The sequence below is a fragment of the Enterobacter sp. TCD1-1 genome (genome assembly GCF_020567405.1).
GTDB classification, from domain to species: domain Bacteria; phylum Pseudomonadota; class Gammaproteobacteria; order Enterobacterales; family Enterobacteriaceae; genus Enterobacter; species Enterobacter quasiroggenkampii.
Genome location: NZ_JAJCXF010000003.1, coordinates 185,780 through 206,243, shown reverse-complemented (window position 1 = coordinate 206,243; position 20,464 = coordinate 185,780). Strand labels below are relative to the sequence as shown.

Here is a 20,464-nt window from a genome sequence, read left to right as displayed (position 1 = left end):
AACGTGACTAAAGTACGTAATTGCGTTCTTGATGCACTTTCCATCAACGTCAACAACATCATTAGCTTGGTCTTGGGTACTTTCCCTTTGGACCCGACAGTGTCAAAAACGGCTGTCATCCTAACCATTTTAACAGCAACATAACAGGCTAAGTGACACCAGACACCCAATAAAACTACGCTTCGTTGACATATATCAAGTTCAATTGTAGCACGTTAACAGTTTGATGAAATCATCGTAGCCGAATGCTAGCCTTTGTCACAATTTTTCAATAAACCAACTAGTTGCGGACATTGATTTATAAACGAAGCGAATCCAATCAGAATAGGGTATTCATGTCGCTATTATCATTATAAAACATAAGGATAATAGTGTTCTGTTAACATTCTAACTGATTGTTCAGACACAGAATAGTTTAGCGTTTTTAATTTGTTATGAAACGCTATTTCGGTGATTTGTGTTGCAATTTTGTAAATTCGCGCTGCGTAATATGTTGAAGTGCATCACATTTTTACCGGCTAACTGATTAAAAAGAGAGCATAAATGCATCTGTCGATTGTACTGGTTGCCCCAGCCAGAGCAGAAAATATAGGCGCAGCGGCGCGTGCCATGAAGACCATGGGTTTTACCGATTTGCGTATTGTGGACAGCACGGCCCATCTGGAACCCGCCGCCCGTTGGGTGGCGCACGGATCGGGAGATATTCTCGATAATATAACCACTTACGCTACGCTTGCCGATGCGCTGCACGATATTTCGTTTACCGTCGCAACCACGGCGCGCAGCCGGGCGAAGTTCCACTACTATGCCACGCCAGCGGAGCTGGTGCCGATGCTCAGCGAGAAAAGCCAGTGGCTGGAGAAAGCGGCGCTGGTGTTTGGGCGTGAAGATTCTGGATTAACCAATGAAGAGCTGGAACTGGCGGACGTGCTGACGGGGGCACCGATGGTCGCGGATTATCCGTCCCTCAATTTAGGCCAGGCGGTCATGGTGTATTGCTATCAATTAGCATCCTTAATACAAATTCCCCCGTCGCAAAATACAGGAACCGATGAAAATCAGCTTGCCGCACTTCGCGCGCGCGTAGAAAACCTGCTCGTGCATCTGGGGGTGGCGGACGATCAAAAAATGGCTGACTGGTTGCAGCAGCGTTTGGGGCGTCTTGAACAGCGGGACACCGCCATGCTGCACCGTTTGCTACACGATATTGAAAAAAAATTGGCCGAGTAAAACACTGCCATAAGTTTTTACTATGGCGAATAAGTCTGTCTGGATGGGTTGCACATGGGGGAATCGGATGAAAATAAATCTGCACACAGCGGGACGTGAGAGTCTCCCGAATTGTGATCAAATTAAAAATTCGTTGACTTAAGGTGCCCGATCCTTTAACCCTAAAAGAATACAGCACAGACAGATAATAATGACAGAGTACACAACATCCATGAAACGCATCAGCATCACCACCATTACCACAACCATCATTATTACCACAGGTAACGATGCGGGCTGACGCGTACAGGAAAAACAAAAAAAAGCCCGCACCTAGACAGTGCGGGCTTTTTTTTCGGCTAAAGGAAACGAGGTAGAACCATGCGAGTGTTGAAGTTCGGCGGTACATCAGTGGCAAATGCAGAACGTTTTCTGCGTGTTGCCGATATCCTGGAAAGCAACGCCAGGCAGGGGCAGGTTGCGACCGTGCTCTCTGCCCCGGCAAAAATCACGAACCATCTGGTGGCGATGATTGAAAAGACCATCGGTGGTCAGGATGCACTTCCGAACATCAGCGACGCAGAGCGTATCTTCGCTGACTTACTGCAAGGGCTGGCAGAGGCGCTGCCTGGCTTCCCGCATGCGCAGCTGAAGTCCTTCGTTGAGCAGGAATTCGCGCAAATTAAACATGTCCTGCACGGCATCAGCCTCCTCGGCCAGTGCCCGGACAGCATCAACGCGGCGCTGATTTGTCGCGGTGAAAAACTCTCTATCGCCATCATGGCGGGCGTGCTGGAAGCGCGCGGCCATAGCGTGACCGTGATCGATCCCGTTGAAAAACTGCTGGCGGTGGGCCACTACCTCGAATCCACCGTTGATATTGCCGAATCAACCCGCCGTATCGCCGCCAGCAAAATTCCGTCTGACCACATGATCCTGATGGCGGGCTTTACCGCTGGTAACGAGAAGGGCGAGCTGGTGGTGCTGGGCCGTAACGGCTCCGACTACTCCGCCGCCGTGCTGGCTGCCTGTTTACGCGCGGACTGTTGCGAGATTTGGACTGACGTCGACGGCGTCTATACCTGCGACCCGCGCCAGGTACCGGACGCCAGGCTGCTGAAGTCGATGTCGTACCAGGAAGCGATGGAGCTTTCCTACTTCGGCGCCAAAGTGCTTCACCCGCGTACCATCTCCCCGATTGCCCAGTTCCAGATCCCTTGCCTGATTAAAAATACCGGTAACCCGCAGGCGCCGGGTACGCTGATTGGCGCGAGCACCGATGAGGACGGTCTGCCGGTGAAAGGCATCTCCAACCTCAACAATATGGCGATGTTCAGCGTCTCCGGCCCGGGAATGAAAGGAATGGTCGGCATGGCGGCACGCGTGTTTGCGGCCATGTCCCGCAACGGTATTTCGGTGGTGCTGATCACCCAGTCCTCTTCCGAATACAGCATCAGCTTCTGCGTGCCGCAGGCTGACTGCCTGCGCGCCCGCCGCGCGCTGGAGGAAGAGTTCTATCTGGAGCTGAAAGAAGAGCTGCTGGAGCCGCTCGCGATTCAGGAGCGTCTGGCGATCATCTCCGTGGTGGGCGACGGTATGCGCACCCTGCGCGGTATCTCCGCCAAATTCTTTGCCGCGCTGGCGCGCGCCAATATCAATATCGTGGCGATTGCCCAGGGCTCGTCAGAGCGTTCAATTTCTGTTGTCGTCGATAATGACGATGCCACCACCGGCGTTCGCGTGGTACACCAGATGCTGTTTAACACCGATCAGGTCATCGAGCTGTTCCTGATTGGCGTGGGCGGCGTGGGCGGCGCGCTCCTGGAGCAGGTGAAGCGCCAGCAGGCGTGGCTGAAGAAGAAACACATCGACCTGCGCGTCTGCGGGATCGCGAATTCCAAAGCGCTGCTGACCAACGTCCACGGCCTGAACCTGGAAAACTGGCAGGCCGAGATGAAGGAGGCAAAAGAGCCGTTCAACCTGGGCCGCCTGATCCGTCTGGTAAAAGAGTATCACCTGCTTAACCCGGTCATCGTCGACTGCACTTCGAACCAGGCGGTGGCCGACCAGTACGCGGACTTCCTGCGTGAAGGTTTCCACGTGGTGACGCCGAATAAAAAGGCCAATACCTCGTCGATGGATTACTATCACCAGCTGCGTCTGGCGGCGAGCAAGTCGCGCCGCAAGTTCCTGTACGACACCAACGTGGGGGCGGGCCTGCCGGTTATCGAGAACCTGCAGAACCTGCTTAACGCGGGCGATGAGCTGCAGCGTTTCTCCGGCATTCTTTCCGGATCGCTGTCGTTTATCTTCGGCAAGCTGGACGAAGGGATGAGCCTCTCGGAAGCCACCCGCGCCGCGCGCGAGCTGGGCTATACCGAGCCGGATCCGCGTGACGACCTTTCCGGTATGGACGTGGCGCGCAAGCTGCTGATCCTCGCCCGCGAAACGGGCCGTGAGCTTGAGCTTTCCGATATCGTGATTGAACCGGTCCTGCCGGCAGAATTTGACAGCAGCGGCGATGTTGGCGCCTTTATGGCCAGTTTGCCGCAGCTTGACGACGCGTTTGCCGCTCGCGTTGCAAAAGCCCGTGATGAAGGTAAGGTATTGCGCTATGTTGGCAACATTGAAGAAGATGGCGTGTGCCGGGTGAAGATTGCCGAAGTGGATGGCAACGACCCGCTGTACAAAGTCAAAAACGGCGAAAACGCCCTCGCGTTTTACAGCCACTATTATCAGCCACTGCCGCTGGTGCTTCGCGGCTATGGCGCAGGGAACGATGTTACGGCGGCGGGTGTGTTTGCCGATCTGCTGCGTACCCTGTCATGGAAGTTAGGAGTTTAACATGGTCAAAGTTTATGCCCCGGCTTCCAGCGCGAATATGAGCGTCGGATTCGACGTGCTGGGTGCGGCGGTGACGCCGGTGGATGGTTCGCTGCTGGGTGATACGGTGACGGTGGAAGCGGCAGACAGCTTCAGCCTGAACAACGTGGGCCGCTTCGCCAGCAAGTTACCGTCCGACCCGCGCGAGAACATCGTCTATCAGTGCTGGGAACGTTTCTGTCAGGAGATCGGCAAAAACGTGCCGGTCGCCATGACGCTGGAAAAGAGTATGCCGATCGGCTCGGGTCTGGGGTCCAGCGCCTGCTCGGTGGTCGCCGCGCTGGTAGCAATGAACGAGCATTGCGGCAAGCCGCTGAACAACAACCGTCTGCTGGGCTTAATGGGCGAGCTGGAAGGGCGTATCTCCGGCAGCATTCACTATGACAACGTGGCGCCGTGCTTCCTCGGCGGCATGCAGTTGATGATCGAAGAAAATGGCATCATCAGCCAGCAGGTGCCAGGGTTTGATGAGTGGCTGTGGGTGCTGGCCTATCCGGGTATCAAGGTTTCAACCGCGGAAGCGCGTGCGATCCTGCCCGCGCAGTATCGTCGTCAGGACTGTATTGCCCACGGGCGTCATCTGGCGGGCTTTATCCACGCCTGCTACACCCGCCAGCCGCAGCTGGCGGCCAAACTGATGAAGGACGTCATTGCCGAGCCGTACCGCACGAAGCTGCTGCCCGGCTTTAACGAGGCGCGACAGGCATCAATGGATATCGGCGCGCAGGCGTGCGGCATCTCCGGCTCCGGCCCGACGCTGTTCGCCCTGTGCGACAAGGCAGACACTGCGCAGCGCGTGGCGGACTGGCTCTCTAAACACTACCTGCAAAATCAGGAAGGCTTTGTTCATATTTGCCGTCTGGACACGGCTGGCGCACGAGTACTGGGATAATTAATGAAACTCTACAACCTTAAAGATCATAACGAGCAGGTCAGCTTCGCGCAGGCGGTGACTCAGGGACTGGGCAAAAATCAGGGGCTGTTTTTCCCTCATGACCTGCCGGAATTCCAGCTGACCGAGATTGATGACCTGCTGAAGCAGGATTTTGTCACCCGCAGCACCAAAATTCTGTCCGCGTTTATCGGCGATGAAATTCCGCAGGAGCTGCTGGAAGAGCGCGTACGCGCGGCATTCGCGTTCCCGGCGCCGGTTCAGCAGGTTGAGCCTGACGTCGGCTGTCTGGAGTTGTTCCACGGCCCGACCCTGGCGTTCAAAGACTTCGGCGGCCGCTTTATGGCGCAGATGCTGACCCACATCAGCGGCGACAAGCCGGTGACCATCCTGACCGCAACCTCCGGCGATACCGGCGCGGCGGTAGCCCACGCGTTCTACGGCCTGAAAAACGTCCGCGTGGTGATCCTCTATCCGAAAGGTAAAATCAGCCCGCTGCAGGAGAAACTGTTCTGCACCCTCGGCGGCAACATTGAAACCGTGGCAATTGACGGTGATTTCGATGCCTGCCAGGCGCTGGTCAAGCAGGCCTTCGACGACGAAGAGCTGAAGGTAGCGCTGGGTCTGAACTCCGCCAACTCCATCAACATCAGTCGTCTGCTGGCGCAGATCTGCTACTACTTCGAAGCGGTGGCGCAACTGCCGCAGGAAGCGCGCAACCAACTGGTGATCTCCGTGCCGAGCGGTAACTTCGGTGACCTGACGGCGGGCCTGCTGGCAAAATCCCTGGGGCTGCCGGTGAAACGCTTTATCGCCGCCACCAACGCCAACGACACCGTGCCGCGCTTCCTGAAAGACGGGAAGTGGGCGCCGAACGCCACGCAGGCGACCCTCTCCAATGCGATGGATGTGTCACAGCCAAACAACTGGCCGCGCGTGGAAGAGCTGTTCCGCCGTAAGATCTGGCGTCTGGGCGACCTGGGCTATGCCGCGGTGACGGATGAGACCACCAAATCCACCATGCGCGAGCTGAAGGCGGTGGGGTATACCTCTGAACCGCACGCGGCGATTGCCTACCGCGCGCTGCGCGATCAGCTTAATCCGGGTGAATACGGCCTGTTCCTGGGAACCGCACATCCGGCGAAGTTCAAAGAGAGCGTGGAGGCGATTCTGGGCGAAACGTTGCCGCTGCCAAAAGAGCTGGCCGAGCGTGCCGACCTGCCGCTGCTGTCTCATGAGTTGCCGGCAGACTTTGCCGCGCTGCGTAAGCTGATGATGACGCGTGCATGATTTTTTGTCGGGTGGCGGCTACGCCTTACCCGACCTACAACCAATGATGACGCGTGCGTGATTGTGTTGCCCGGTGGCGGCTACGCCTTACCGGGCCTACAACGATGAACAAATCGTAGGCCGGGTAAGCGAAGCGCCACCCGGCTTTTTTTATGGAGAAATTAAGGAGAAAAATAGCAGGGAAAAAGTAGAAATTCCCAATAAATGCGGTCACTTAGCGTTTAGGATTGCAGAGAATAACATCCCCCGTTCCCCTCGCGTACTCTCCTTACATCGGCCCACGTTGGGCAAAGATAATAAGGAGTCACCGATGTCTACACTGAAACCTGTGCTGATTGCGCTTTCACTGATGCTGGTCGCTCCCATGGCGGTACAGGCATCCGAAATCACCCTCGTACCTGCGGTCAAATTGCAGATTGGCGACCGGGATAATAACGGGCATTACTGGGACGGCGGCCGCTGGCGCGACCACGACTGGTGGAAAGCGCATTATGACTGGCGCGATAACCACTGGCGCCCACATGATGAGCATCGTAAACACGACGATCGTCACGATGACCATCACCACGATGACCGCCGCGACGATCGCGGCCCGGACTGGAAACACCACTAATGCAAAACCCCGCCAGCTGGCGGGGTTTGTTTTTACTGCTCGTGGCGCTTAAACACCAGTTCGCCTTTCCCTGACGACGCCTCGTCAAAGAAATAGCCTTCGCTGTTGAAGGCGGTTAGCTGCTCCGGCTTCGTCAGGCGGTTCTGGATAATATAGCGGCTCATCAGGCCACGCGCTTTCTTGGCGTAGAAGCTGATCACTTTGAACTTGCCGTTCTTCTCGTCAAGGAATACCGGCTTGATGATGTCGGCATCCAGTTTTTTCGGCTTCACCGACTTGTAATATTCATCGGACGCCAGGTTAATCACTACGTTATCGCCCTGTGCGTGCAGCGCCGCATTCAGCTTATCGGTGATGATATCGCCCCAGAAATGGTACAGGTCTTTGCCTTTGGCATTCTCCAGACGAATCCCCATCTCCAGACGGTACGGCTGCATCAGATCCAGCGGGCGCAGTACGCCGTACAGACCCGACAGCATGCGCAGATGCTGCTGGGCAAAATCGAAATCGGCTTCGCTAAAATCTTCCGCCTGCAGGCCGGTATACACGTCGCCTTTAAATGCCAGAATCGCCTGACGAGCGTTGGCAGGGGTGAAATCCGGATGCCATTCATGAAAGCGGGTCGCGTTAAGGTCTGCCAGCTTGTCGCTGATGCTCATCAGCGAGGCGATTTGCGGCGCAGAGAGCTTACGCGCTTCGCGGATCAGCTGTTGCGAATAGTCCAGCAGTTCAGGCTGAGTATAGCGTTCGGTGGCGAGCGGGCTCTGGTAGTCGAGCGTTTTTGCAGGTGAAATCAGAATCAGCATATCCAGTCCTTGCAGGAAATTTAGAGCGACTTTAGCAAAAAATCGCCCCGAATTGATCGATAGCTGTTATTGCCGCGGCAAATCATCCCACGTCCCGGGGGCAAGCTGCGCCTTGATATCGGGATAGCGGGCGGGATCAAAGACCGGCGGAACGCCGAGTTTGCGCTGACGCAGATAGTCTCTGGCAATCAGGGTCACCACGGGCGAGAGCAGCAGGATTGCCGTGAGGTTCGTGATCGCCATCAGCGCCATAATGATATCGGCCAGCTGCCAGACCAGCGGCATACTGAGCAGGGAGCCTGCAATCACCATCAGGATGACCCCCAGGCGCAGGGTTCCGATTGCGGCGCGGGAGTCGAGCTTCAGGAAAATAAGGTTATTTTCGGCGTAAAGGTAATTCACCACTATCGAGCTGAAGGCAAACAAGATCAGGATGAGCGAGACAAATCCGGCTCCCCAGCCGCCGGTCAGGTTGACCAGCGCCTGCTGGAGAAGCTGTATCCCGACGGTGCCCGACGCGTGCGGTACGGGGCCTGCCAGCAGCAAAATCATGGCGCTGGCGGAACAGATAATAATGGTATCGGTAAAGACGCCAATCATCTGCACAATGCCTTGTGCGGCCGGGTGCGGCGGCCAGGAAGAGGCGGCGGCGGCCGCGTTGGGGGTTGACCCCATACCGGCTTCATTGGAGAACATGCCCCGTTGAAAACCCGCCATCAGCGCCTGGCTGAAGGTGTAGCCCAGCGCCCCGGAGGCCACTTCGCGCCAGCCAAAGGCGCTTTTGACGATGGTGGCAATCACGCCCGGCACCTGGTCGAGATGCAGTGCGGCAACGAACAGGCTCGCGGCAACCCAGAGCAGCGCCATAATGGGCACCAGCCACTGCATCAGGCGAGCGATGCCCTTGAGACCGACCGAGATGGTAAGCAGAACGACGAGGGCTAAAGCGAGACCCGCGATCCACTCGGGGCAGGAGAAGGCATAGCGCAGGGCGTTGGCAACCGAGTTCGCCTGGACGGTATTAAAAATAAGACCGTACGCGAGCAGTAAAAAAACCGAGAACAGGACGCCCATCCAGCGCATCCCTAAGCCACGCGCCATGTACCAGGCAGGACCACCGCGAAACTGGCCGTGTTTATCTTTCTCTTTGTAGAGTTGTGCAAGCGAACTTTCGGCAAAGGAGGTGGCCATCCCGAGTAGCGCCGTCACCCACATCCAGAAGACCGCGCCCGGCCCACCGGCGCTGATGGCCAGCGCAACGCCCGCCAGATTGCCGCTGCCGAGGCGAGCCGCGAGGCTGGTACAGAGCGCCTGGAATGACGTTAATCCGCCCGGCTGAGGCGTGACGCTGTTTTTCAGACTTCTGCCAAACTTGCGAATATAGCGAAACTGGATAAACCCAGAGCGTAGCGTAAACCAAATACCTGCTCCCAGAAGCAGGTATATCATTATCGAACCCCAGAGGACTTCGTTAATAAAGAAAAAGAAATCAGGCATTAACGTCCCTCTTGTTGATGCCAAAGTGAATATGTAAGCGCTACCACTGATTGGGCATGCTGTTGCTTAGCAGCCTGTTAATATTTCCAGTTTATCATACTCTGCCTAAGCGCACTGTCTGCGGTTGCGCTACCCCTCCGTCGTGTTATCATCAGGGCAGACCGGTTACATCCCCCTAACAAGTAAACCTGTCATTTTTCCGCTGCAGGCATGCTGTCGGTAGCGTGAATTATCCAGGGCACGTTAAAAGAGAAACACTATCATGACGGATAAATTGACCTCCCTTCGTCAGTTCACCACTGTCGTAGCTGACACCGGAGATATCGCGGCAATGAAGCTGTACCAGCCGCAGGATGCCACAACCAACCCTTCTCTGATCCTTAACGCCGCACAGATCCCTGAGTATCGCAAACTGATTGACGACGCAGTGACCTGGGCGAAAGCGCAGAGCAATGACCGCGCGCAGCAGGTTGTGGATGCCACTGACAAACTGGCAGTGAACATCGGTCTGGAGATCCTGAAACTGGTTCCTGGCCGTATCTCTACCGAAGTGGATGCGCGTCTCTCCTACGACACCGAAGCGTCTATCGCCAAAGCGAAACGTCTCATCAAAATGTACAACGACGCGGGCATCAGCAACGATCGTATCCTGATCAAACTGGCTTCTACCTGGCAGGGTATTCGCGCGGCAGAGCAGCTGGAAAAAGACGGTATCAACTGTAACCTGACCCTGCTGTTCTCCTTCGCGCAGGCGCGTGCTTGTGCAGAAGCGGGCGTATACCTGATTTCTCCGTTCGTAGGCCGTATTCTGGACTGGTACAAAGCCAACACCGATAAGAAAGAGTACGCACCGGCTGAAGATCCAGGCGTGATTTCTGTGACTGAAATCTACGAATACTACAAACAGCATGGCTATGAGACTGTGGTTATGGGCGCAAGCTTCCGTAACGTCGGTGAAATCATTGAGCTGGCTGGCTGTGACCGCCTGACCATCGCGCCTGCGCTGCTGAAAGAGCTGGCAGAAAGCGAAGGTACCCTGGAGCGTAAACTGTCCTACACCGGTGAAGTGAAAGCACGCCCAGAGCGCATCACTGAATCCGAGTTCCTGTGGCAGCACAACCAGGATCCAATGGCGGTAGACAAGCTGGCGGACGGTATCCGTAAGTTTGCTGTTGACCAGGGCAAACTGGAAAAAATGATCGGCGACCTGCTGTAATCATTCTGCGTGACCGGGCTCCCGGTCACGCGACTTCTTTCGTCCCCTGTCTGAATCCCCTCTCTGCGTGTATCATTCCCTTTAATCAGTACTCTTTGAATGGAATGGATATGAATACCTTACGCATCGGCTTAGTGTCGATTTCTGACCGCGCCTCCAGCGGTGTTTACCAGGATAAAGGCATCCCCGCTCTGGAAGCGTGGCTGGCCAGTGCATTGACTACCCCGTTTGAGATCCAGACTCGCCTGATTCCCGACGAACAGCCGATCATCGAGCAGACCCTGTGTGAGCTGGTGGATGAGATGAGCTGTCACCTGGTGTTAACCACCGGCGGAACCGGCCCCGCGCGCCGTGATGTGACGCCGGACGCGACGCTGGCGATTGCCGATCGTGAAATGCCTGGCTTCGGCGAACAGATGCGCCAGATCAGTCTACACTTTGTTCCGACGGCCATTCTTTCCCGCCAGGTGGGGGTGATCCGCAAGCAGGCGTTGATCCTGAACCTGCCGGGCCAGCCGAAGTCGATCAAAGAGACCCTGGAAGGGCTTAAAGCGGGAGACGGCAGCGTCATCGTTCACGGTATCTTTGCAAGTGTACCGTATTGTATACAGCTGCTTGATGGCCCGTATGTCGAAACCGATGAGAAAGTGGTAGCAGCTTTTCGTCCTAAAAACGCGCGTCGCAAAACAATCTCCTGAAATTAATCAATATGTGACATAAGCTGAAGCGGCGATAGCGTGGTAACGGTTTTACGGTATAGTAATTTTTTCTTTACGATTGCTGTAAAAATAAATCCACAATACACGCATAATGGTTCGCTATGTCACATAACACCCGACCTCTGAATCGACAGGATTACAAAACCCTCACGCTTGCGGCCTTAGGCGGCGCGCTGGAGTTTTACGATTTCATTATCTTCGTCTTCTTCGCCGCCGTGGTGGGGGAACTCTTCTTCCCGGCAGATATCCCGGAGTGGCTGCGTCAGGTGCAAACCTTCGGCATATTTGCCGCCGGGTATCTGGCGCGTCCGCTGGGCGGCATCATCATGGCTCACTTTGGCGATCTGGTCGGGCGTAAGAAGATGTTTACCCTTAGCATCCTGCTGATGGCCGTGCCGACGCTGGCCATTGGTCTGTTGCCTACCTATGCCTCGATGGGTATTCTCGCGCCGTTGCTGCTGTTACTGATGCGCGTGCTTCAGGGCGCGGCAATTGGCGGTGAAGTGCCGGGCGCGTGGGTGTTTGTCGCGGAGCATGTTCCCGTGCGCCGCATTGGTATCGCCTGCGGAACCTTAACGGCGGGGCTGACGGTCGGGATCCTGCTCGGCTCGGTGGTCGCCACCATTGTGAATACCAGCATGACGCAGCAGACCGTACACGACTGGGGCTGGCGTATTCCGTTCCTGCTGGGCGGGGCGTTTGGTCTGGTCGCGATGTACCTGCGCCGCTGGCTGCAGGAGACCCCCATTTTCCTCGAAATGCAGCAGCGCAAAGCGCTGGCGCAGGAGCTGCCGGTGAAGGCGGTCGTGGTACGCCATAAAAAAGCGGTGGTGGTGTCGATGCTACTCACCTGGCTGCTCTCGGCGGGCATTGTGGTAGTGATATTGATGTCCCCAGTCTGGCTGCAAAAGCAGTACGGTTTCGCCCCTGCCGTGACGCTACAGGCAAACAGTATCGCGACAATCATGCTCTGCTTTGGCTGTCTGGCCGCCGGGCTGGCGGCGGATCGTTTCGGTGCCAGCGTCACCTTTATTGTCGGCAGCCTGTTACTGGCCGCTTCAAGCTGGGCGTTTTACCATCTGGCAGGCAGCCATCCTGAACAGTTGTTCCTGCTGTACGGCGTGGTAGGGCTGTGCGTGGGCGTTGTCGGGGCGGTACCGTACGTGATGGTGCGCGCGTTCCCGCCAGAGGTTCGCTTCACCGGGATTTCGTTTTCCTACAACGTGTCGTATGCCATTTTCGGTGGGCTGACGCCGATTGCGGTGACGGTCCTGATGGGCGTGTCTCCCATGGCTCCGGCCTGGTACGTGCTGGCGCTGTCGGTGATGGGGCTGGGATTAGGGATTTGGCTGGGGCAGAAGAAGGGATGTCGTGCCCGCGAGGCGGACACGACAGAAGGATCAGTGTTTTTCACCAATCGGTAGCACGGTGCGGTCAAACTGCTCGTTCAGCACTTCACCCATTGCCAGGTAGATAGCGCTCGCGCCGCAAACCAGACCAATCCAGCCAGCAACGTGAACGATGCCTTCGTTATCCACGAGGTGACCAATCGCCAGCAGGGCGAACAGGACGGTCAGGCTCAGGAAGACGAACTGCAGCATGCGGTTGCCTTTCAGGGTACCGAAGAACATGAACAGGGTGAAGATGCCCCACAGGCCCAGATAAACGCCCAGGAAGTGGGCGTTTGCCGCGTCTGCCATGCCCATTTTAGGCAGCAGCAGAATGGCAACCAGGGTCAGCCAGAAAGAACCGTAAGAGGTGAAGGCGGTTAAGCCGAAGGTATTGCCTTTTTTATATTCCAGCAGGCCCGCGAAAATTTGCGCGATACCGCCGTAAAAAATGCCCATCGCCAGGATGATGCCATCCATCGGGAACATCCCGATATTGTGCAGGTTCAGCAGAATAGTGGTCATGCCAAAACCCATCAGGCCCAGCGGAGCCGGATTAGCCAACTTAGTGTTGCCCATAAGTCCTCAAAAAAATCATCATTAATATGGTGAAATGGTTAAACCCGCGTCAGTTCTCCCTGACGGGGCGCGGCATCATAATGGGCGCAATCGATGGCGTCTATGATCTCATCAGGGTGAAATTAAAATTTTTTTTATCATTACCCCTTGATGGATGCCGTCGCGACCCCATCTTGTAGTCAACCGCAGTGTGTGGACCTGAAAAAAATCAAATCTGGGCAGTTGAAAAAGCACGTTCTGCCCTTATTACAGGTACACAACCACATGTTGACTGAATTTTTAGTGGAGACGTTTAGATGGGTAAAATTATTGGTATCGACCTGGGTACAACCAACTCTTGTGTAGCGATTATGGATGGCACTACTGCACGCGTGCTGGAGAACGCCGAGGGCGATCGCACCACGCCTTCTATCATTGCTTATACCCAGGATGGTGAAACTCTGGTTGGTCAGCCGGCTAAACGTCAGGCAGTGACAAACCCGCAAAACACCCTGTTTGCGATTAAACGCCTGATCGGTCGCCGCTTCCAGGACGAAGAAGTTCAGCGTGACGTTTCCATCATGCCTTACAAAATCATCGCGGCAGATAACGGCGATGCATGGCTTGATGTGAAAGGCACCAAAACGGCACCACCGCAGATCTCTGCTGAAGTGCTGAAAAAAATGAAGAAAACGGCTGAAGATTACCTGGGTGAGCCGGTAACTGAAGCGGTTATCACCGTTCCTGCCTACTTCAACGATGCTCAGCGTCAGGCAACCAAAGATGCTGGCCGTATCGCAGGTCTGGAAGTAAAACGTATCATCAACGAACCAACCGCGGCTGCTCTGGCTTACGGTCTGGATAAAGAAGTTGGCAACCGTACTATCGCGGTTTACGACCTGGGTGGTGGTACCTTCGATATCTCTATTATCGAAATTGACGAAGTTGACGGCGAAAAAACCTTCGAAGTTCTGGCAACCAACGGTGATACCCACCTGGGTGGTGAAGACTTCGATACCCGTCTGATCAACTACCTCGTTGACGAATTCAAGAAAGATCAGGGCATTGACCTGCGTAACGACCCGCTGGCTATGCAGCGCCTGAAAGAAGCCGCTGAGAAAGCGAAGATCGAACTGTCTTCCGCTCAGCAGACCGACGTGAACCTGCCGTACATCACCGCAGACGCGACCGGTCCTAAACACATGAACATCAAAGTGACCCGTGCGAAACTGGAAAGCCTGGTAGAAGACCTGGTGAACCGTTCTATCGAGCCGCTGAAAGTTGCTCTGCAGGACGCTGGCCTGTCCGTGTCTGATATCAACGACGTTATCCTCGTTGGTGGCCAGACCCGTATGCCAATGGTGCAGAAGAAAGTGGCTGAGTTCTTTGGTAAAGAGCCACGTAAAGACGTTAACCCGGACGAAGCGGTGGCAATTGGTGCTGCGGTTCAGGGCGGCGTACTGACCGGTGAAGTAAAAGACGTACTGCTGCTGGACGTTACCCCGCTGTCTCTGGGTATCGAAACCATGGGCGGTGTGATGACGGCGCTCATCAACAAAAACACCACCATCCCAACCAAGCACAGCCAGGTGTTCTCTACCGCTGAAGACAACCAGTCTGCGGTAACCATCCATGTGCTGCAGGGTGAGCGTAAGCGTGCGGCGGATAACAAATCTCTGGGTCAGTTCAACCTGGACGGTATTAACCCGGCACCGCGCGGCATGCCGCAGATCGAAGTCACCTTCGACATCGATGCTGACGGTATCCTGCACGTGTCTGCGAAAGACAAAAACAGCGGTAAAGAGCAGAAGATCACCATCAAGGCATCTTCTGGCCTGAACGAAGCAGAAATCGAAAAAATGGTTCGCGATGCCGAAGCTAACGCGGAATCCGACCGTAAGTTCGAAGAGCTGGTTCAGACCCGTAACCAGGGTGACCATCTGCTGCACAGCACCCGTAAGCAGGTTGAAGAAGCCGGCGATAAGCTGCCAGCGGAAGACAAAACTGCTATCGAAACTGCACTGAGCGCGCTGGAAACGTCTCTGAAAGGCGAAGACAAAGCGGACATCGAAGCGAAGATGCAGGAGCTGGCACAGGCTTCCCAGAAGCTGATGGAAATCGCTCAGCAGCAGCATGCTCAACAGCAGGCGGGCGCTGACGCTTCTGCGAACAATGCGAAAGACGACGACGTTGTCGACGCTGAGTTCGAAGAAGTTAAAGACAAAAAATAATCGCCCTGATGCAGGGTAATTAATCGGCACGGGCGTAGGAGAACTCTCCACGCCCGTGCTCGCATGTTAAGGGGCTTAAAAAAACCAATGGCAAAGCAAGACTATTACGAGATTTTAGGCGTTCCGAAAACTGCGGAAGAGCGTGAAATCAAAAAGGCGTATAAGCGCCTGGCCATGAAATTCCACCCGGACCGTAATCAGGGTGACAAAGAGGCTGAAGCCAAATTTAAAGAGATCAAAGAAGCCTATGAAGTCCTGACCGATGCACAAAAACGTGCGGCCTATGACCAGTACGGTCACGCAGCCTTTGAACAGGGCGGCATGGGCGGCGGTGGATTCGGTGGCGGCGGCTTTGGCGGCGGCGCTGACTTCAGCGATATCTTTGGCGATGTGTTTGGCGACATCTTCGGCGGCGGTCGTGGTCGTCAGCGCGCGGCGCGCGGCGCGGATCTGCGCTACAACATGGATCTGACGCTGGAAGAGGCCGTTCGCGGTGTCACCAAAGAGATCCGTATTCCGACGCTGGAAGAGTGTGACGTTTGCCACGGCAGCGGCGCGAAAGCGGGTACGCAGCCGCAGACCTGTCCAACCTGTCACGGCTCCGGCCAGGTGCAGATGCGTCAGGGCTTCTTCGCGGTACAGCAGGCCTGTCCGCACTGTCATGGTCGCGGTACGCTGATTAAAGATCCGTGCACCAAGTGCCACGGCCACGGTCGCGTTGAGAAAACCAAGACCCTGTCCGTTAAGATCCCAGCTGGCGTCGATACGGGCGACCGCATCCGTCTGGCGGGCGAAGGTGAAGCAGGTGAACACGGCGCACCGGCAGGCGATCTGTACGTTCAGGTGCAGGTGAAGCAGCACGCGATTTTCGAGCGCGAAGGGAACAACCTGTACTGTGAAGTGCCGATCAACTTCGCGATGGCGGCACTCGGTGGCGAAATTGAAGTACCGACGCTGGATGGTCGCGTCAATCTGAAGATCCCGGGCGAGACCCAGACCGGTAAGCTGTTCCGCATGCGCGGTAAAGGCGTTAAATCCGTTCGTGGTGGTGCGCAGGGCGATCTGCTGTGCCGCGTCGTCGTGGAAACGCCGGTTGGCCTGAACGACAAGCAGAAACAGCTGCTGAAAGAGTTGCAGGAGAGTTTCGGTGGCCCGACGGGTGAGAAAAACAGCCCGCGCTCCAAAAGCTTCTTCGATGGCGTCAAAAAATTCTTCGATGATTTGACCCGCTAATCGACTAGCTGGTTTTCATCCGCAAAAGCCCGGAAGCGATTCCGGGCTTTTTCTTTTTATCGGTATTGCTCGGTTAAACTGAATCTATACTCAATATTAATCTGTTTTTGCCGAGTTATCTGGCTTGGTATTATGGTTTTATCGAGGTATTGTTGTAAAAGAGAGAACTAAAATGAAATTACTACACCGTTTCTTTAGCAGTGAGGCATCCGGCGGCGTGATCCTGATTATGGCTGCTGCGGCCGCGATGGTACTGGCCAACGTCGGAATGACCCGCGATCTGTATCATGCTTTTCTGGAAACGCCCGTTGAACTGAAGGTCGGGGCGCTGGAAATCAACAAGAACATGCTGCTGTGGATCAACGATGCGCTGATGGCGGTGTTCTTCCTGCTTGTGGGGCTTGAGGTCAAGCGCGAGCTGGTGCTGGGGTCGCTTGCCAGCCGCCAGCGTGCGGCGTTCCCGGTCATTGCTGCGCTCGGCGGGATGGTGGTGCCGGCGCTGCTCTTTCTGGCGTTCACCTGGCAGGATCCGATCGCACGTCACGGCTGGGCAATCCCGGCTGCGACGGATATCGCTTTTGCGCTCGGGGTGCTGGCCTTGCTGGGAAGCCGCGTGCCGGTAGCCTTGAAAATCTTCCTGATGGCGCTGGCGATTATTGATGACCTTGGCGCCATTGTGATTATCGCGCTGTTCTACACCAGCGATCTGTCGATCCTGTCCCTGAGCGTGGCTGCCGGGGCGATTGCGGTGCTGGCGCTGCTGAACATCTTTAATGTGCGCCGCATCGGCATTTACATCCTCGTGGGGATGGTGCTGTGGACGGCGGTGCTGAAATCGGGCGTGCATGCCACGCTGGCTGGGGTGATCGTCGGCTTCTTCGTGCCGCTTAAGCCGCAGGACGGCAAGTCGCCTGCCAAACAGCTGGAGCATGTGCTGCACCCGTGGGTCGCCTTTATGATCCTGCCGCTGTTTGCGTTTGCCAACGCGGGCGTTTCCCTCGGCGGGGTTACGCTGGACGGGCTAACGTCCGTGCTGCCGCTGGGCATTATTGCCGGGCTGTTTATCGGTAAGCCGCTGGGTATTAGTCTCTTCTGCTGGCTGGCGACGAAACTGAAGCTGGCGTCATTGCCGCACGGCACCACGTTTAAGCAGATTATGGCCGTCGGCGTGTTGTGTGGTATCGGGTTTACGATGTCGATCTTTATCTCGACGCTGGCGTTTGGCGCGCATGCGCCTGAGCTGATCGTCTGGGCGAAACTCGGCATTCTTATCGGGTCATTACTGGCCGCGGTAATCGGTTATACCTTGCTGAAGGTAAAATTGTCCGGACAGGCCGTCCAGGCATAACGGAACACCGGGAGGAGGCGAGCCTTCTCCCGATACACACTCAGGGAGAGAAGACGCGATGTCTCATTTGAATTACAACCATCTTTACTACTTCTGGCACGTCTATAAACAGGGATCGGTGGTCGGGGCAGCAGAGGCGCTCTACCTGACGCCGCAAACCATCACCGGGCAAATTAAGGCGCTGGAAGAGCGTTTGCAGGGCAAGCTGTTCAAGCGTAAGGGGCGCGGAATTGAACCCAGCGAACTGGGTGAACTGGTTTTCCGCTACGCGGACAAGATGTTCACCCTGAGCCAGGAGATGCTGGATATCGTTAACTATCGCAAAGAGTCGAACCTGCTCTTTGATGTTGGCGTGGCGGATGCGCTGTCCAAACGGCTGGTGAGCGGCGTGCTGGACGCAGCGGTGGTTGAAGATGAACAAATTCATCTTCGCTGCTTTGAATCCACTCACGAGATGCTGCTGGAACAGCTAAGCCAGCACAAGCTGGACATGATTATCTCGGACTGCCCGATTGACTCCACGCAGCAGGAAGGCTTGTTCTCGGTGAAGATTGGTGAATGCGGCGTGAGCTTCTGGTGCATTAATCCGCCGCCGGAGAAACCCTTCCCGGCCTGCCTGGAAGAGCGTCGCCTGCTGGTGCCGGGAAGACGTTCCATGCTCGGACGCAAGCTGCTGAACTGGTTTAATTCCCAGGGGCTGAAGGTGGAAATCCTCGGTGAGTTCGACGATGCGGCGCTGATGAAAGCCTTTGGTGAAGCGCATAACGCCATCTTTGTTGCGCCGACGCTCTACGCGCACGATCTCTATTCGGATGACAAGATTACGGAGATAGGCAGAGTGGATAACGTGATGGAGGAGTATCACGCCATATTTGCCGAAAGAATGATTCAGCACCCCGCGGTACAGCGAATCTGTAACCGTGACTACTCGGCGCTGTTTACGCCACCGGCAATCTGAAGACATAAAAAAACCCGCGTTAAGCGGGTTCTTTTAAAACAAGCAACAACAAGCGGCGATTAAGCCAGTTTGTTGATCTGCGCGGTCAGGTTTGCTTTATGACGCGCTGCTTTGTTTTTGTGGATCAGACCTTTAGCAGCCTGACGATCCACGATTGGTTGCATTTCGTTAAATGCGTTCTGCGCAGCAGCTTTGTCGCCAGCTTCGATAGCTGCGTATACTTTCTTGATGAAGGTACGCATCATAGAGCGACGGCTTGCGTTGTGCTTACGAGCCTTCTCAGACTGTACGGCACGTTTCTTAGCTGATTTGATATTAGCCAAGGTCCAACTCCCAAATATGATCTATGTGGACAATTCAAAGGCCGAGGAATATGCCCTCTATACCTTCTTTTGTCAATGGATTTGTGCAAATAAGCGCCGTTAATGTGGCGACGCTACGTTACGTAGTGATGGCGCAGGATTCTACCAGCTTGTTGTTCGTGAATACAGCTTTTCGGCATAAAAATCGCAGTTCGCGAGCAGATTTTTTCGCTGCGAAAGGTCAGCCTGATGAAATCATTACGGCTTTCTGTTTTGCACGAACAATCGCCGGTTAACCTTAACCGCTGTACAAGGTATACTTTGGCGATTTTCACTGTTTTGAGCCAGACATGAAGCTGATACGCGGCATACATAATCTCAGCAGAGCCCCGCACGGGTGCGTGCTGACCATTGGTAATTTCGACGGCGTGCATCGTGGTCATCAGGCGCTGTTGCAGGGATTGCGTAAAGAAGGGGAGGCCCGCGGCCTGCCCGTTGTAGTGATGATTTTCGAACCGCAGCCGCTGGAGCTGTTCGCGGGCGATAAATCTCCCGCCCGTCTTACACGCCTGCGCGAGAAGTTGCGCTATCTGGCTGAGTCCGGCGTGGACTATGTATTGTGCGTACGTTTCGATCGCCGCTTTGCCGCGCTGACAGCACAAAATTTCGTCAGCGACCTGCTGGTTAAGCGTCTTGGCGTGCAGTTTCTTGCCGTGGGCGATGATTTCCGCTTTGGCGCTGGTCGTCAGGGCGATTTCTTGCTATTACAGAAGGCTGGTCTGGAGTACGGTTTTGACGTCACCAGCGCGATGACCTTCTGTGAAGGCGGCGTACGCGTCAGCAGCACGGCGGTACGCCGGGCACTGGCCGATGACGAACTGGATACGGCAGAAACCCTGCTGGGGCATCCGTTCACCATCTCTGGCCGCGTGGTCCATGGCGATGCGCTGGGCCGCACGATAGGTTTCCCGACGGCGAATATACCGCTGCGTCGTCAGGTTTCCCCGGTTAAAGGGGTCTATGCGGTAGAAGTGGCAGGACTGGGCGATAAACCGTTCTACGGCGTCGCCAATATTGGCACGCGTCCGACCGTCGCCGGTGTGCGTCAACAGCTAGAAGTGCACCTGCTGGACGTTGTAATGGACCTGTATGGTCGCCATATAGATGTAATACTGCGTAAAAAAATACGCAATGAGCAGCGATTTGGTTCGCTGGATGAACTCAAAGCGCAAATTGCGCGAGATGAATTGACGGCCCGCGAGTTTTTTGGGCTTTAGAACCGGCTTAACTGCCTACGTGATAAATACGGAACCGAGAATCT

The 20,464-nt window shown here is 55.5% G+C and carries 19 protein-coding genes, 1 pseudogene and 1 other annotated feature; of the genes and pseudogenes, 16 read left to right on the top strand and 4 right to left on the bottom strand.

What is annotated here, in order from left to right; translation table 11 throughout:
* Positions 1 to 3: 3 nt before the first annotated feature.
* From yjjY to LJA86_RS15810, 7 genes are all read left to right on the top strand, one after another.
* Positions 4 to 144, top strand: coding sequence for a protein YjjY (gene yjjY / locus LJA86_RS15840; protein ID WP_085928893.1), 141 nt, complete (start codon positions 4 to 6; stop codon positions 142 to 144).
* A 399-nt stretch (positions 145 to 543) separates the two neighbouring features.
* Positions 544 to 1,230, top strand: coding sequence for a tRNA/rRNA methyltransferase (locus LJA86_RS15835; protein ID WP_045907754.1), 687 nt, complete (start codon positions 544 to 546; stop codon positions 1,228 to 1,230).
* Positions 1,231 to 1,441: 211 nt separating this feature from the next.
* Entirely contained in the window at positions 1,442 to 1,510 is a 69-nt protein-coding gene (gene thrL / locus LJA86_RS15830) for a thr operon leader peptide (RefSeq protein WP_015572623.1), read from the top strand.
* Positions 1,449 to 1,566: a sequence feature (Thr leader region), on the top strand. It overlaps the preceding gene by 62 nt.
* 24 nt (positions 1,567 to 1,590) lie before the next feature.
* Positions 1,591 to 4,053 carry a bifunctional aspartate kinase/homoserine dehydrogenase I gene (gene thrA / locus LJA86_RS15825; RefSeq protein WP_045907755.1) on the top strand — a complete coding sequence of 821 codons (2,463 nt, stop codon included), beginning with the start codon at positions 1,591 to 1,593 and terminating at the stop codon, positions 4,051 to 4,053.
* Between the two features lies 1 nt (position 4,054).
* Entirely contained in the window at positions 4,055 to 4,984 is a 930-nt protein-coding gene (thrB, locus tag LJA86_RS15820) for a homoserine kinase (protein ID WP_048225593.1), read from the top strand.
* A gap of 3 nt (positions 4,985 to 4,987) precedes the next feature.
* Positions 4,988 to 6,274: a threonine synthase gene (gene thrC / locus LJA86_RS15815; RefSeq protein WP_023326668.1), complete on the top strand. Its 1,287-nt coding sequence runs from the start codon at positions 4,988 to 4,990 to the stop codon at positions 6,272 to 6,274.
* Positions 6,275 to 6,584: 310 nt separating this feature from the next.
* A complete protein-coding gene (locus tag LJA86_RS15810) occupies positions 6,585 to 6,887 on the top strand; it encodes a DUF2502 domain-containing protein (RefSeq protein ID WP_045907758.1) in 303 nt (100 codons plus the stop codon).
* Positions 6,888 to 6,919: 32 nt separating this feature from the next.
* On the opposite strand, the gene yaaA is transcribed toward LJA86_RS15810, so the two are convergent.
* Both yaaA and LJA86_RS15800 read right to left on the bottom strand, forming a co-directional pair.
* On the bottom strand, positions 6,920 to 7,693 hold the full coding sequence (gene yaaA / locus LJA86_RS15805; protein WP_048225595.1) for a peroxide stress protein YaaA: 774 nt from the start codon (positions 7,691 to 7,693) through the stop codon (positions 6,920 to 6,922).
* A 66-nt stretch (positions 7,694 to 7,759) separates the two neighbouring features.
* A complete protein-coding gene (locus LJA86_RS15800) occupies positions 7,760 to 9,190 on the bottom strand; it encodes an alanine/glycine:cation symporter family protein (protein ID WP_045907759.1) in 1,431 nt (476 codons plus the stop codon).
* Between the two features lie 262 nt (positions 9,191 to 9,452).
* Here LJA86_RS15800 and tal point away from each other — a divergent pair, with 262 nt between their 5' ends.
* The 3 genes from tal to LJA86_RS15785 all read left to right on the top strand — a co-directional run bounded on the left by tal (position 9,453) and on the right by LJA86_RS15785 (position 12,549).
* Positions 9,453 to 10,406, top strand: coding sequence for a transaldolase (gene tal / locus LJA86_RS15795; RefSeq protein WP_024907418.1), 954 nt, complete (start codon positions 9,453 to 9,455; stop codon positions 10,404 to 10,406).
* 110 nt (positions 10,407 to 10,516) lie between these two features.
* Positions 10,517 to 11,104, top strand: coding sequence for a molybdopterin adenylyltransferase (gene mog / locus LJA86_RS15790; RefSeq protein ID WP_229226397.1), 588 nt, complete (start codon positions 10,517 to 10,519; stop codon positions 11,102 to 11,104).
* Positions 11,105 to 11,226: 122 nt separating this feature from the next.
* A complete protein-coding gene (locus tag LJA86_RS15785) occupies positions 11,227 to 12,549 on the top strand; it encodes an MFS transporter (RefSeq protein WP_229226396.1) in 1,323 nt (440 codons plus the stop codon).
* Here the strand turns inward: LJA86_RS15785 and satP are convergent.
* Positions 12,526 to 13,092, bottom strand: coding sequence for an acetate uptake transporter (satP, locus tag LJA86_RS15780; RefSeq protein WP_032649862.1), 567 nt, complete (start codon positions 13,090 to 13,092; stop codon positions 12,526 to 12,528). The genes LJA86_RS15785 and satP overlap by 24 nt on opposite strands.
* A 296-nt stretch (positions 13,093 to 13,388) precedes the next feature.
* Between satP and dnaK the strand changes: the two genes are divergently transcribed.
* The 4 genes from dnaK to nhaR all read left to right on the top strand — a co-directional run bounded on the left by dnaK (position 13,389) and on the right by nhaR (position 18,841).
* The gene (gene dnaK, locus LJA86_RS15775; RefSeq protein ID WP_048028553.1) at positions 13,389 to 15,302 is read left to right on the top strand and encodes a molecular chaperone DnaK; all 1,914 of its coding nucleotides are present in this window, start codon (positions 13,389 to 13,391) and stop codon (positions 15,300 to 15,302) included.
* Between the two features lie 87 nt (positions 15,303 to 15,389).
* Positions 15,390 to 16,535, top strand: coding sequence for a molecular chaperone DnaJ (gene dnaJ, locus LJA86_RS15770; protein WP_008502040.1), 1,146 nt, complete (start codon positions 15,390 to 15,392; stop codon positions 16,533 to 16,535).
* 172 nt (positions 16,536 to 16,707) lie between these two features.
* The gene (gene nhaA / locus LJA86_RS15765) at positions 16,708 to 17,883 is read left to right on the top strand and encodes a Na+/H+ antiporter NhaA (protein WP_047746184.1); all 1,176 of its coding nucleotides are present in this window, start codon (positions 16,708 to 16,710) and stop codon (positions 17,881 to 17,883) included.
* Positions 17,884 to 17,941: 58 nt separating this feature from the next.
* The gene (gene nhaR / locus LJA86_RS15760) at positions 17,942 to 18,841 is read left to right on the top strand and encodes a transcriptional activator NhaR (protein ID WP_032660752.1); all 900 of its coding nucleotides are present in this window, start codon (positions 17,942 to 17,944) and stop codon (positions 18,839 to 18,841) included.
* 59 nt (positions 18,842 to 18,900) lie between these two features.
* Here the strand turns inward: nhaR and rpsT are convergent, their stop codons facing one another.
* Entirely contained in the window at positions 18,901 to 19,164 is a 264-nt protein-coding gene (gene rpsT / locus LJA86_RS15755; protein WP_003856458.1) for a 30S ribosomal protein S20, read from the bottom strand.
* A 115-nt stretch (positions 19,165 to 19,279) separates the two neighbouring features.
* Here rpsT and LJA86_RS15750 point away from each other — a divergent pair.
* Positions 19,280 to 19,486 (top strand): annotated as a pseudogene (locus tag LJA86_RS15750) (DUF2575 domain-containing protein); the annotation flags it as partial.
* Between the two features lie 7 nt (positions 19,487 to 19,493).
* Positions 19,494 to 20,420 (top strand): bifunctional riboflavin kinase/FAD synthetase, encoded by a 927-nt coding sequence (ribF, locus tag LJA86_RS15745; protein WP_045907763.1) that lies wholly within the window; start codon positions 19,494 to 19,496, stop codon positions 20,418 to 20,420.
* The last annotated feature ends 44 nt before the right edge of the window (positions 20,421 to 20,464 follow it).